The 12,223-nt window shown below is 70.7% G+C and carries 14 protein-coding genes; 11 read left to right on the top strand and 3 right to left on the bottom strand.

Going from position 1 to position 12,223, the window contains the following annotated elements:
* The first annotated feature begins 7 nt into the window (after positions 1-7).
* The 6 genes from OG774_RS06785 (at position 8) to OG774_RS06760 (ending at position 6,603) form a co-directional block, all read left to right on the top strand.
* Positions 8-1,027 carry a Gfo/Idh/MocA family protein gene (locus OG774_RS06785; protein ID WP_328307873.1) on the top strand — a complete coding sequence of 340 codons (1,020 nt, stop codon included), beginning with the start codon at positions 8-10 and terminating at the stop codon, positions 1,025-1,027.
* Positions 1,024-1,926: a sugar phosphate isomerase/epimerase family protein gene (locus tag OG774_RS06780; protein WP_328307871.1), complete on the top strand. Its 903-nt coding sequence runs from the start codon at positions 1,024-1,026 to the stop codon at positions 1,924-1,926. The genes OG774_RS06785 and OG774_RS06780 overlap by 4 nt, the downstream gene beginning before the upstream one ends.
* Positions 1,926-3,431: a CoA-acylating methylmalonate-semialdehyde dehydrogenase gene (locus OG774_RS06775; RefSeq protein WP_328307869.1), complete on the top strand. Its 1,506-nt coding sequence runs from the start codon at positions 1,926-1,928 to the stop codon at positions 3,429-3,431. The genes OG774_RS06780 and OG774_RS06775 overlap by 1 nt, the downstream gene beginning before the upstream one ends.
* Positions 3,432-3,730: 299 nt before the next feature.
* Positions 3,731-5,155 (top strand): sugar porter family MFS transporter, encoded by a 1,425-nt coding sequence (locus OG774_RS06770; protein ID WP_328310834.1) that lies wholly within the window; start codon positions 3,731-3,733, stop codon positions 5,153-5,155.
* A 33-nt stretch (positions 5,156-5,188) separates the two neighbouring features.
* On the top strand, positions 5,189-5,548 hold the full coding sequence (locus OG774_RS06765; RefSeq protein WP_328307866.1) for a universal stress protein: 360 nt from the start codon (positions 5,189-5,191) through the stop codon (positions 5,546-5,548).
* 68 nt (positions 5,549-5,616) lie between these two features.
* Positions 5,617-6,603: a sugar phosphate isomerase/epimerase family protein gene (locus OG774_RS06760; RefSeq protein WP_328307864.1), complete on the top strand. Its 987-nt coding sequence runs from the start codon at positions 5,617-5,619 to the stop codon at positions 6,601-6,603.
* Positions 6,604-6,724: 121 nt separating this feature from the next.
* On the opposite strand, the gene OG774_RS06755 is transcribed toward OG774_RS06760, so the two are convergent.
* Entirely contained in the window at positions 6,725-6,946 is a 222-nt protein-coding gene (locus OG774_RS06755) for a hypothetical protein (RefSeq protein WP_328307862.1), read from the bottom strand.
* Between the two features lie 346 nt (positions 6,947-7,292).
* Here OG774_RS06755 and OG774_RS06750 point away from each other — a divergent pair, with 346 nt between their 5' ends.
* The 5 genes from OG774_RS06750 to OG774_RS06730 are packed head-to-tail and all read left to right on the top strand — an operon-like array spanning position 7,293 to position 10,720.
* Complete coding sequence (locus OG774_RS06750; RefSeq protein ID WP_328307860.1) at positions 7,293-8,183, top strand: family 43 glycosylhydrolase; 891 nt, start codon at positions 7,293-7,295, stop codon at positions 8,181-8,183.
* Positions 8,184-8,211: 28 nt separating this feature from the next.
* Complete coding sequence (locus OG774_RS06745) at positions 8,212-9,057, top strand: alkaline phosphatase PhoX (RefSeq protein ID WP_328307858.1); 846 nt, start codon at positions 8,212-8,214, stop codon at positions 9,055-9,057.
* Positions 8,940-9,515, top strand: coding sequence for an alkaline phosphatase PhoX (locus OG774_RS06740; protein ID WP_328310832.1), 576 nt, complete (start codon positions 8,940-8,942; stop codon positions 9,513-9,515). The genes OG774_RS06745 and OG774_RS06740 overlap by 118 nt, the downstream gene beginning before the upstream one ends.
* Positions 9,516-9,548: 33 nt before the next feature.
* Positions 9,549-9,839, top strand: a complete 291-nt coding sequence (locus OG774_RS06735) for a transposase (RefSeq protein WP_328304505.1) — start codon at positions 9,549-9,551, stop codon at positions 9,837-9,839.
* 8 nt (positions 9,840-9,847) lie between these two features.
* Entirely contained in the window at positions 9,848-10,720 is an 873-nt protein-coding gene (locus tag OG774_RS06730; RefSeq protein ID WP_328310830.1) for an IS3 family transposase, read from the top strand.
* Between the two features lie 191 nt (positions 10,721-10,911).
* On the opposite strand, the gene OG774_RS06725 is transcribed toward OG774_RS06730, so the two are convergent.
* Positions 10,912-11,277 carry a hypothetical protein gene (locus OG774_RS06725; RefSeq protein ID WP_328307856.1) on the bottom strand — a complete coding sequence of 122 codons (366 nt, stop codon included), beginning with the start codon at positions 11,275-11,277 and terminating at the stop codon, positions 10,912-10,914.
* Between the two features lie 333 nt (positions 11,278-11,610).
* On the bottom strand, positions 11,611-12,090 hold the full coding sequence (locus OG774_RS06720) for a hypothetical protein (RefSeq protein WP_328307854.1): 480 nt from the start codon (positions 12,088-12,090) through the stop codon (positions 11,611-11,613).
* Positions 12,091-12,223 lie beyond the last annotated feature (133 nt).

The raw sequence follows: 12,223 nt of genomic DNA, 5'->3' as shown, positions 1-12,223 counted from the left end.
GGCCACCATGACCGGAGAACTGAAGGTCGCCGTCCTCGGCGTCGGCAAGATGGGCTCGTTCCACGTCGAGAGCCTGTCGCGGCGCACCCGGGGCGCCCGCGTCACCGTGATCAGCGACTTCTCGGACGAGCAGGCCCACCGCGTCGCCGACCCGATCGGTGCCCGGGTCGTCGCCGACCCGCTCGCGGCGATCGCCGCCGACGACGTCGACGCCGTCGTGATCGCCAGCCCCGGGACGGCGCACGAGGAACAGGTCCTGGCCTGCCTCGAGGCCGGCAAGCCCGTGCTGTGCGAGAAGCCGCTGACCACCGAGGCCACCACCGCGGCCGCCGTGTACCGCCGCGAGACCGAGCTCGGCCGCCGCCTGGTCCAGGTCGGTTTCATGCGCCGCTTCGACCACGAGTACGCCACGCTGCAGCAGATGATCGTCGGCGACGAGCTCGGCGCGCCGCTGATGCTGCACTGCACCCACCGCAACCCCGCGGTCCCGGAGTTCTTCGACTCCGAGTTCATGATCCGCGACTCGGTCGTCCACGAGGCCGACTCCGCGCGCTTCCTGCTCGGCGAGGAGATCACCGCGGTGAGCGTCGTCCGCGGCCGGCCGACGGGCGAGGCGCCCCCCGGTGTCTCCGACCCGATGCTCGTGCTGTTCGAGGCCGAGTCCGGGGCCCTGGTGACGATCGAGATCTTCGTTCGGACCGGGATCGCCTACGAGGTGCGCACCGAGGTCGTCGCCGAGCGCGGCTCGGCCCTGATCGGGCTGGACCAGAGCGTCGTCACCAAGCGGGTGGGAGGGACCTGGGGAGGCACCATCCCCCCGGACTTCGTCGCCCGCTTCGGGCAGGCCTACGACGACCAGATGCAGCGCTGGGTGGACGCCGCGAGCCAGGGCATCACCACGGGCGGCGACGCCGTCGACGGCCCGGGCAGTTGGGACGGCTACGCGGCCGCGGCGATCTGCGAGGCCGGCGTGGCAGCCGTGGTCAAGGGCGAGCGCATCGAGACCGCGATGGAGGCACGAGCATGAGGCTCGCCCTCGACGCCCAGATGTTCCACCGCACCCACGCGGTGACCGACCTGCCCGACGCCGTCGCGCGCGCCGGCTACCAGTGGATGGAGCTCTCCCCGAAGGAGGACTTCATCCCCTTCTTCCAGTACCCGCGGGTCGGCTCGGCGACGGTCGCGACGCTGCGACGTCGCGCCGCCGACGCCGGGGTCGGCATCTCCTCGGTGCTGCCGGTCCTTCGCTGGTCGGGGCCGTCGGAGGACGGCCGGCAGGCCGCGGTTCGCGCGTGGCGTCGCGCGATCCAGATCGCCGTCGACCTCGGCGTCGACACGATGAACACCGAGTTCAACGGCCGTCCGGAGGGCGCCGAGCACGCCGAGGCGCTGTTCCTGCGCTCGTTCGAGGAGCTGGCGCCGGACTTCGAGCGCGAGGGCATCCGCCTCGTGCTCGAGCCGCACCCCGACGACTTCATCGAGGACGGGCACGCCGCGGTGGACATGGTCGCGGGGCTCGACCGGGACTGGGTCTCGTTCCTCTACTGCACCCCCCACACGTTCCACCAGGGCAACGACCCCGCAGGGATCATCGCCCGCGCCGGCGCCCGGGTGACCAACGTGCACCTCGCCGACACCCTCGACCACACCGCCTCGGGCGGCCTGCGCTACATCGTCAACCCGCCCGGTTCCACCGCGCGCGTGCACCAGCACGCCCCGATGGGCGCCGGCGAGGTCGACTTCGACGCCGTGTTCGCCGCCCTGGCCGCGGCGGGCTTCGACGGCACGCTCACCCACTGCGTCTTCGGCTGGGAGGAGCGCGCGTCCGAGATCGTCACGGCCGACCGCGCCACCGTCACCGACCTCGTCGCCAAGCACTTCGGCTCGGACACCGTCCTCGAGCCCGCACCCGGGAGGAACCCCTGATGACCGAGACACTCCACCACTGGGCAGGGGGTGCCGTCCTCAAGTCGGCCTCCGACCGGTTCGGCGACGTCACCGACCCGGCGACCGGCCAGGTGACCCGCCAGGTCGCGTTCGCCTCCGAGGACGAGGTGGCGGCGATCATCGACGCCGCCGTCCGGGCCTTCCCGCTCTGGCGCGACACCTCGCTGACCAAACGCACCCAGATCCTGTTCCGGTTCCGGGAGCTGCTCAACGCCCGGGCCGACGAGCTGGCCGCGCTCATCACCGCCGAGCACGGCAAGGTGCTCTCCGACGCCGCCGGCGAGGTCGCCCGCGGTCAGGAGGTCGTCGAGTTCGCCTGCGGCATCCCGCACCTGCTCAAGGGCTCGGCCACCGAGAACGCCTCGACGGGCATCGACGTCTCCTCGATCCGCCAGCCCCTCGGGGTCGTGGGGATCATCAGCCCGTTCAACTTCCCGGCGATGGTGCCGATGTGGTTCTTCCCCCTCGCGATCGCCGCTGGCAACACCGTGGTGCTCAAGCCCTCGGAGAAGGTGCCCTCGGCCGCGTTGTGGATGGCTGAGCTGTGGCGCGAGGCGGGGCTGCCCGACGGGGTGTTCAACGTGCTCAACGGCGACAAGGTCGCGGTGGACGGGCTGCTGACCCACCCCGAGGTCCGCTCGATCAGCTTCGTGGGCTCCACGCCGATCGCGCGCTACGTCTACGAGACCGGCACCGCCCACGGCAAGCGCGTGCAGGCCCTCGGCGGGGCGAAGAACCACGCCGTCGTGCTGCCCGACGCCGACCTCGACATGGCCGCCGACCAGGCCGTCAACGCCGGCTTCGGTTCGGCGGGGGAGCGGTGCATGGCGATCTCCGCGGTGGTCGCGGTGGGTGCGGCCGGCGACCCGCTTGTGGAGAAGATCCGAGAGCGCGCCGAGGGCCTGCGCACTGGCGACGGGCGTCGCGGAGCAGACATGGGGCCGCTGGTGACCCGCGCCGCGCAGGAGCGGGTGTCGGGCTACATCGACGCTGGCGAGGCCGCCGGGGCGACGCTGGTCGTCGACGGCCGCCTGGTGCAGCCGGACGCCGACGGGGAGGGATTCTTCGTCGGGCCGACGCTTTTCGACCACGTCACGACCGACATGTCGATCTACACCGACGAGATCTTCGGGCCGGTGCTGTCGGTGGTCCGCGTGGAGACCTACGACGAGGCCGTCGCGCTGATCAACGCGAACCCTTACGGCAACGGCACCGCCATCTTCACCAACGACGGCGGCGCGGCCCGCCGTTTCCAGAACGAGGTGCAGGTGGGGATGATCGGCGTCAACGTGCCGGTCCCGGTCCCGATGGCCTACTACAGCTTCGGCGGCTGGAAGAACTCGTTGTTCGGCGACACCCACGCCCACGGCACCGAAGGAGTGCACTTCTTCACCCGCAGCAAGGTCGTCACCGCGCGCTGGATCGACCCGGCGCGCCGTGGCGAATCGGGCGGGCTGGATCTCGGATTCCCGCGAAACGGCTGATCTCACACGTCGACAATTCTCTACAGCAATTCCGGCGACCCGGATCGCGTCCCTGCGGTCCGGGTCGTTGTGCTGCCCATTTGCCGTTGTTCTCCCTGGCCAGGCGTGTTTCTGCGCCGATTCCCCGAATCTCGAAGAATTGCGCGGGACAGCATTGACTTGGATCACACGAACGGTCATCGTCGACGAGTCCGCACGCGCAGGATTTTGCGCCCGGCCCGACGAGGAAATCGTGGGTCGCCGTCAGCGCCACCGCCGGGCGGCTTTCCCACGAGGCTTTCACGCTCAACGAGGAGTCCATCATGACCACCTACAACGAGGAGAGGCCGGACGCGCCGGCCCTGCCACCGGATGTCCCGGGGCCGCACTCGAGGCGGCTCGGCATCATCGCTGTCGTGGCCACCTTCGGTGGCCTGCTGTTCGGCTACGACACCGGGGTGATCAACGGCGCTCTCGAGCCGATGACCACCGACCTGGGGCTGACGGCCTTCACCGAGGGCGTCGTCGTCAGCATCCTCATCTTCGGCGCGGCCATCGGCGCCATCGTCGGCGGTGCGCTCTCCGACCGGTTCGGACGCCGGCACAACATCCTGATGCTGGCCATCGTCTTCGGCGTCGCGACCATCGGCTGCGTGCTGGCGCCGAGCTGGCCCGTGCTCGCCTTCTTCCGCTTCGTCCTCGGCCTCGCCGTCGGCGGGGCGTCGGCCACGGTGCCGGTCTACCTGGCCGAGGTCGCGCCAGTCGAGCGCCGCGGGAGCATCGTCACCCGCAACGAGGTCATGATCGTCAGTGGTCAGTTCGCCGCGTTCGTCATCAACGCGCTGATCTTCAACATCTGGGGCGAGAACCCCGGCGTCTGGCGCGTCATGCTCGTCGTCGCCGTGCTCCCGGCCATCGCCCTGTTCATCGGCATGCTGCGGATGCCCGAGAGCCCCCGCTGGCTGGTCTCGAAGGGGCGTGAGGACGAGGCGCTGGCGGTCCTCCAGCAGGTGCGTGCGCCCGATCGGGCTCGGGCCGAGATGGCCGAGGTCCACCAGCTCGCCGAGGAGGAGCGCGCCTCCAAGACCGCCGGAGCCACCGACCTCGGCGTCCGCTGGATCCGTCGGCTCATCCTCATCGGCGCCGGGCTGGGCATGTTCCAGCAGTTCACCGGCATCAACTCGATCATGTACTACGGCACCCAGCTGCTGGGCGACGCCGGGTTCTCCGACAGCGCCGCGATCATCGCCAACACGGCCAACGGCCTCTTCAGCGTCCTGGGCATCACCGTCGGCCTGCTCATCATGAACAAGGTCAACCGGCGAACGCTGCTGCTCGGCGGGTTCGCGCTGACGACCTTCTTCCACCTGCTCGTGGGGCTGTCGGCGTACCTGCTGCCCGACGGCACCGCCAAGGCGTGGTTCATCCTCGTCTTCGTCGTGCTCTTCGTGTTCTGCATGCAGGGCACCATCGGCCCGCTCGTGTGGCTCTTGCTCTCGGAGATCTTCCCCCTCAAGATCCGCAGCCTGGCGATCGGCATCAGCGTCCTGGTGCTGTGGCTGTCCAACGCCGTGGTCTCCCTCGGCTTCCCCGTGGTCGTCGAGGAACTGGGCATCGCGTCGACGTTCTTCATCTTCGTCGGCCTCGGCCTGCTCGCCCTGGTCTTCGTGTACCGCCTGGTGCCCGAGACCCGCGGCCACTCGCTCGAGCAGCTCGAGGAGCAGTTCCGCCGGCAGTACTCCTGATCCCGCACCCCCAACCCACGGAAGGAGAATCCCGTGACCGTCCTCGTCGCCGTCCCCGAAGGGCGGGAGGGTCCGCAGGCCCTCTACGCCGGAGCCGCCGAAGCACGACTGCTCGACACCGACCTCGTCGTCCTCAACATGACCCTGCACGCCCTCGACGTCTCGGGCCTGCCCGAGGACCTCAAGGTGACCTACCTCGAGCGCAGTGGACCGGAGGACCGCGACCCCGCCGAGGCCGTCCTCGACGAAATCGCGGACCGGCCCGACGTCCAGCGGCTGGTCATCGGGATGCGGCGCCGCTCGCCGGTGGGCAAGGCGCTTCTGGGCAGTGTCGCCCAGCGCCTGCTGCTCGACAGCCCCGTCCCCGTGCTCGCCGTCAAGGCCGCGGACTGACCACCCGGCTCGGCGGGTGTGCACGGCCGCACCCGCCGAGCAGACCAGCACCCTCTCGAGGAGCATCGATGAAGCTCGGTGTCTACACCGCGATCCTGCACGACCGTCCGCTGCCCGAGGCCCTCGCGACCATCCGGGGGCTCGGCCTCACCGGCGCCGAGGTCAATGCCGGCGGCTTCCTGCCCCCGGTGCACCTCCCGATCGACGAGGTCCTGAGCAGTGACACGGCGGTCGAGGACCACCTCGGGGTGTACGCCGACGCGGGTGTCGAGCTGACCGGGCTGAATTGCAATGGCAACCCGCTGCACCCCGACCCACGCATCGGCCCGGTCCACGCCGCCGACCTCCGTCGCACCATCGCGGCAGCGGGACGGCTCGGCTTGCGGCGTGTGGTGGCCATGTCCGGCCTCCCGGCGGCCGAGGCCGGGGGCACCGTCCCGGCGTGGAACCCCATGCCGTTCGAGTCCACGTACCTACGTGCCCGTGACCGGCAGTGGGCCGAGGTCGGCGTGCCGTTCTGGCGTGAGATCGACGCCCTGGCCCGCGATCACGACGTGCGGGTCTGCCTCGAGATGCACCAGTTCAACCTCGTGTTCAACCCCGCCACCCTGGAACGGCTGGTGGAGCAGACCGCCGCGACCCACCTCGGCGCGGAGATGGACCCGAGCCACCTGTTCTGGCAGGGCATCGACCCGGTCGCCGCGATCGAGCACCTGGGCCCGCTGGTGTTCCACGCCGCCGCCAAGGACACCCGCATCAACCCCGCCGCGCTCGTCCACGGCGTGCTCGATGACCGCCACCGCGAAGTCACCGAGGACCCGATCCGGCTCGGCGGCGACGCCACCCTCGCCGCCTGGCCCGAGAACGCCGCCTGGGACTTCGTCGCCCTCGGCAAGGGGCACGACCAGGACTTCTGGACGCGGTTCCTGCGCGCATTGGCGAAGATCGATCCCGAGATGGCCGTCAACATCGAGCACGAGGACGTCGAGCTCGACCAACTCGACGGGCTACGGGTCGCGGCGGAAGTGCTCACCCGCGCCGCCGCCGGGGTCTGAACGGGGACACCGCCGTGCTCCAGAGGGGAACTCCCCGAGGAGGTTCACCGCACGTTCTCTTGGCGGATGACTACGGCGCGCTCCTCCAGTGGGTCTCGCAGGGCTGTGGGCACCTCAGGCTTCAGGAGGAGTGCCCTGGGTGTGGGGTGCGGAACGGCGGGGCGGGGCGGTCCCGGAGCTCATCGTCGAGCGTGTCGCCGCCCGGCTCCTCCTCGGGGAAGACGTCGGGCTCGACTCCCTCCCCGTACCCCGGCGACCTTCGTGGAGCGCCCTCGCCCAGGTCGGCCGCGGGAACGTCGTCGGGGTCGGGAGCGCCCGGGACGATGAAGGGCTCGTCGGTCATGTCCCGGAGCGTGCCCGGCCCAGTTGACCAGAACGTGAACGCCGCGACGGGCGGTCCCAGTTCCGCGCGACGCCGCGCGGCGTGGCGTTCCACAGCGATCAGCACATCGACGTCGGCACCAGGCAGGTCACCGGCACACTCCGGTCCCGCCAGGCGCGGCCATGGTCGCTCGCCGGCGGGCGGCACTCGCCTCTACGTGGACAGCCGCTACTCCGGCACCTCACGACCCTGCTCACCGCAACATGACCGGCACGCCTTCGGAGAGGCCCCCGCCCCTTGACCGAACACGGCCCTGCGCCTGGGGTACGGCACAGGTTGCTGCGCCCGTCACCTACGGTGCGTGGGCATGCGTTGCGACGTGATCACGCACGGCAACCCGATCATCACGGAGACCTTCACCTCGGACCCGACGGTGCTCGTGCACGACGGCACCACATATCTCTACACCGGGCACGACGAGGCAGGGCCCGGCGCTGAGCGGTTCGTGATGCGCGACTGGCTGTGCTTCTCGTCCACCGACCTGCTGTCGTGGACACCGCACGGCCCGCTGCTGCGCGTCGAGGACTTCGCCTGGGCCCGCGACGGCGCCAAGGCGTCGTGCGTGGTCGAGCGGCACGGGAAGTTCTGGTGGTACCTCGCGATGAACCACGCGACGGTACCCGGCGGGGCCATCGGGGTGGCCGTGGCCGATCACCCGACGGGCCCGTTCCGGGACGCGATCGGCGCCACGCTCGTCACCAACGACGTCCCCGACGACGACGGTCGCGACCACACCAACGACCCGTTCGTCCTCGTGCACGACGACCGGGCGTACCTGTACTGGGGCAAGCACCGGTGCTTCTGGGCCCCGCTGGACGACTCGATGACCGCCCTCGCCGGGCCGGTCACCGAGATCGAGCTGCCGGCGTTCGAGGAGGGCGTCCACGTCCACCACCGCAACGGCTGGTTCTACCTGTCCTTCGGCCACCTGTACCCCCAGCGCGTGGCCTACGCCCGCAGCCGCTCGCCGGAGGGCCCGTGGACGGTGGAGGGCCTGGTCAACGAGGTGCCCGGCAACTGCGCGACCAACCGGGTGGCCATCGTGGAGTTCGGCGGCGAGTGGTTCTGCTTCTACCACGACGGCACGGCGCCGGGCGGGGACGCCCGGCGGCGGTCGGTGTGCGTCGACCGCCTCCACCACGACGCCGACGGACGCATCGCGCGGGTCCACATGACGACCGAGGGCCTGCGGGGCTGATCGCCGTAGCTTCCTGTCCCGTTCCGCGGTGCTCGCCGGCGGTGTCGCCCTGATCGGCAGCGCGGAGGGCCTGCTCACCGCGCCCAACGCGGGCGCCGCGCCGGGACCGGGTGGTCCGGGGTACGGCCCGGTCATGCCCGACCCGGCCGGGCGGCTGGCGCTGCCGCAGGGCTTCCGGTACGTCGTCGTCTCCGAGGCCGGCGTGACCCGTCTGGACTCGGGGGAGCCCAGCCCCACCAACAGCGACGGCATGGGCGCCTTCCCCTCGCGGGGCAACGGCACGGTGCTCGTGCAGAACCACGAGCTACGCGGTGCCCACGCCGCGGCCGGCCCGCTGGTCGTGCCGACGCCGCCCGAGTTCACCTACGACCCGCAGGCGCCCGGCGGCACCACGACGATCACGGTCGACCGCGAGGGCCGCCGGCAGGGCGAGTACGTGTCGCTGGCAGGGACCTCGACCAACTGTGCCGGCGGGGTCACGCCGTGGCGGACCTGGCTGTCGTGTGAGGAGACCGAGGACCTCGCAGGGGTCAACGGCTACACCTTGGACCACGGGTACGTGTTCGAGGTGGACCCCGAGGACCGCAACGCCAACCGGAACCCGCAGCCGATCAAGGCCCTCGGGTGGTCCGCGCACGAGGCCGTCGCCGTGGACCCGGGAAACGCCACGATGTACCTCACCGAAGACGCTGCGACGCCCACGGCCTGCTCTGCCGCTGGACCCCGCCCCGTGGGTTCCGCGGCGGCAAGGGCGCCCTGCGCCGGCTCGGACCCGCCGACGGCGCGTTCGAGGCCATGCGGTGCACCGACCAGGCGGGGACACCGATCGATGACCTGTCGCGGGTGGTCGAGGTCGGCACGACCTACCGGGTGAGCTGGACCGCTGTGCCGGACCGGGACGCGCGAGCGGTCCCGACCCGCCTCCAGGTCGCTCCGCCGCAGGTCACCCGCGGGCGCAAGCTCGAGGGCTGCTGGTGGGGCGACGGCGGCGCCTACGTCGTGACGAGCTTCGCCCGCGCCGAGAGCCCGGTGCCGCACGACGGCCAGGTCTGGTTCCACGACCCGCGTCGCTCCACGCTCACCCTCAAGCTCCGATTCGGGGACAACCCCAGCCCCGATCAGGACGGCCCGAACTACGACGGGCCGGACAACATCACCGTGTCCCCCTGGGGCGGGGTCATCCTCGCCGAGGACGGGCGAGGGCGTGCAGCACCTGGTCGGCGCCACCCCCGACGCCAGACCTACCCGATCGCCCGCAACGAACTGAACACCAACGAGACGGCCGGCCCGGTCTACTTGAGGTTGGCCCCTGGCACCGGACACGTCATCTGAGGTGGACCCGGTCCGCCAGGGAGGATGTCGTTCGTGCCCGCACCTCACCCGCCGGAGTTCCGGCGTCGCGCCGTCGAGCTGGCTCGTCTGGGCGAGCAGCCGGTCGCCGCGATCGCCAAGGACCTCGGAATCTCTGAGTCGTGTCTGCGGAACTGGATGGCCCAGGCCGACGCCGATGACGGCAACCACACCGATCGGTTGACCAGCAACGAGCGCGTCGAGCTCGCCGAGTTGCGCAAGAAGTCCAAGCGCCTCGAGGTCGAGAACGAGATTCTCAAGCGTGCTGCGGCGTATTTCGCGCGGGAGAACGTCCTCCCAAAGTAGTCTTCCCGCTGGTCCGTGAACTCGCCGACGACGGTTTCGACGTCGCGGTGACCTGTCGGGTGCTCGATGTTCGTCGTCAGGGCTACTACGAATGGCTCGCGGGGGCGAAGTCTGTCCGCGCGCAGGAGAACGAGTTGCTGCTCAAGCACATCGAAAAGATCCACGAGGAGTCCCGCGGCACCTACGGCTGGCCGCGCGTGCACGCCGAGCTGACCCTCGGGCTCGGCCTGGCGGTCAACCACAAGCGGGTCGCCCGGCTGATGCGCGAGGCCGGCATCCAGGGCCTCTACCGGCGCCGACGCCACGGCTGCACCGTCCGCGACCCCGCCGCTGACCCCTACTCCGACCTGGTCGAGCGGCGCTTCAGCGTTGAGGCACCGGATCAGCTGTGGCTCACCGACATCACCGAACACGGCACCGAAGAAGGCAAGCTGTACTGCGCGGCGGTCCTCGATGCCTACTCGCGAAGAATCATCGGCTGGTCCATCGATGACAACATGCGCACCGCACTGGTCACCGACGCCCTCGGCATGGCCATCACACGCCGGCGTCCCGAGAACGGCTCCACGATCATGCATTCCGACCACGGCTCGCAATTCACCTCGTGGGCGTTCGGGCAACGCCTGCAAGCCGCCGGACTACTCGGATCGATGGGCTCGATCGGTGACTGCTACGACAACTCGATGATGGAGTCCTTCTGGGGCACCATGCAACTCGAGCTACTCGACTCACGGACCTGGAAGACCCGCGCCCAACTTGCCAACGCTATATTCGAATGGATAGAGTGCTGGTACAACCCCAAACGGCGCCATTCCAGTATCGGAATGCTCAGCCCACTGGAGTACGAAGCCCACCACACCGGCCCCGATCAAGATCACTGACCCCACACCGTCGGTGTCCGGTGCCAGGGGCCAACCTCAACTCCCGCGACAAGCGCATCCTGTTCGCCAACCTCTACGAACCCGACATCTGCTACGCCATCACCGGGCCCTGGTGCAACCAACGGTGAACCGCACCGCTGACGTCACGGCCCGCACCGAGTTGGACCTCGATCCCCGCGGGTTGCGGGGGATCAGGTCGACGGCGGGTTCCAGCGGCGGAGGGCCTCGTAGGCCAGTCCGCCCGCGAGCAGGGCCGGCGGCTCGATGATCCCGGCCACGAGCAGGGCCCCCGCGCCCAGGTAGGCGGGCGTCCGGCCCGGCAGCAGCCGCTTGGTGACCCGGATCGACGCCGTGGCGACGTCACCGAGCTGGGCCACGACGTCACCCGCGGCGCGCCCGGACGAGGAGGGGGCGCTGCGTGCAGGGACGTTCTCGCCGGGGCCGGTCGGCCGCTTCGTCGGCGACGGGGAGGCAGCACTGGGCGGCGGGTCGTCGGGACGCACCGTCGGGACGACCGTCGTGCTCGTGCTCTTGTCGTCGGGCTTGTTCTTGGCCATCTCGAAACCGTACGCCCGAGATCAGGGCCCGATGTCTCCTCGCGCCGGCACCTGGCCCGGGTGCAGGGGTGCTCACCGGCGGGTGGCTGCGCGTCCTGGGGCCGTTCTTGTGCTGTTCGGCGAACACGAGGTCGAGAGGGTCGGCGGTGAGGGCGATGGTCGTGCCGGCCTGGGTCAACAGCGCGGAGAGAGTGGTGGCCAGCCCGGCGACGGTCACCCGGTCGTCCTCGGTCGGCTCGCCGTCGCTACCGCCCGCGGCGAGCCAGTCCACGAAGCCTCGCTCGGACCCGGCGGCCAGGTAGGCGGTGGCGCGGCGGAAGAGCTTGGGCAGGATCAGCGCGCCGTCTGGTCCGATCGAGGCCTGGTCGGTGAGGGTGAACCCGGCCGAGCGGTCGGCGGCCGCGCGCGGCGTCGCGAGCGGTGCGTTCCAAGGTCGGTGAACGTCATCCGGACCGTCGGCGGGGTGCTGTCGTAGACGGTGATGTAGGCGGCTCCGGAGCGCGCCAGCGAGCCGTTGACCGAGCGGGCCAGCAGGTCGGTGGTGACGGGGACGGTGTCGCCGTCCATCCGGGGCGAGGGGTCCGCGGACAGCAACAACGCCACCGGTCGCCCGTTCGTCTCGACGAGCGCCGCGACCGCCACGGCCGGCACCCGGGCCGGGCTGGCTCCGGTGACGGTGTCGTCGGGGCCGTAGGTGACGTCGGTGAAGCCGGCCAGGCGGACCAGCTGGTCGCGGGCGGGAAGGGCCAGGGGCTGGGCCTCGCCCTGGAAGGCCTTCTCGGGGGCGTCGATGCCGTCCAGGCGCAGCTGCACGCTGCCCGTCGTCGGAGTCCGGTTCGACCCGATCGCCGTCCTGCAGCCGGCGCAGCGTGGAGGGCCGTGACGGGATGAAGCGCACCGAATCGCCGTCCGGGCCGTACCCGGTGATGACCAGCTCGCCAGTGAT

The organism is Actinomycetospora sp. NBC_00405 (assembly GCF_036044095.1).
GTDB lineage: Bacteria > Actinomycetota > Actinomycetes > Mycobacteriales > Pseudonocardiaceae > Actinomycetospora > Actinomycetospora callitridis.
The sequence above is the reverse complement of the archived record's forward strand: the minus strand, read 5'-3'. Positions and strand labels throughout refer to the sequence as shown.

Coding starts and splice junctions, on each gene's coding strand:
- OG774_RS06775 (WP_328307869.1), top strand. CDS start 1,926: ATGACCGAGACACTCCACCACTGGGCAGGGGGTGCCGTCCTCAAGTCG.
- OG774_RS06750 (WP_328307860.1), top strand. CDS start 7,293: ATGCGTTGCGACGTGATCACGCACGGCAACCCGATCATCACGGAGACC.
- OG774_RS06785 (WP_328307873.1), top strand. CDS start 8: ATGACCGGAGAACTGAAGGTCGCCGTCCTCGGCGTCGGCAAGATGGGC.
- OG774_RS06755 (WP_328307862.1), bottom strand. CDS start 6,946: ATGACCGACGAGCCCTTCATCGTCCCGGGCGCTCCCGACCCCGACGAC.
- OG774_RS06780 (WP_328307871.1), top strand. CDS start 1,024: ATGAGGCTCGCCCTCGACGCCCAGATGTTCCACCGCACCCACGCGGTG.
- OG774_RS06760 (WP_328307864.1), top strand. CDS start 5,617: ATGAAGCTCGGTGTCTACACCGCGATCCTGCACGACCGTCCGCTGCCC.
- OG774_RS06725 (WP_328307856.1), bottom strand. CDS start 11,277: ATGGCCAAGAACAAGCCCGACGACAAGAGCACGAGCACGACGGTCGTC.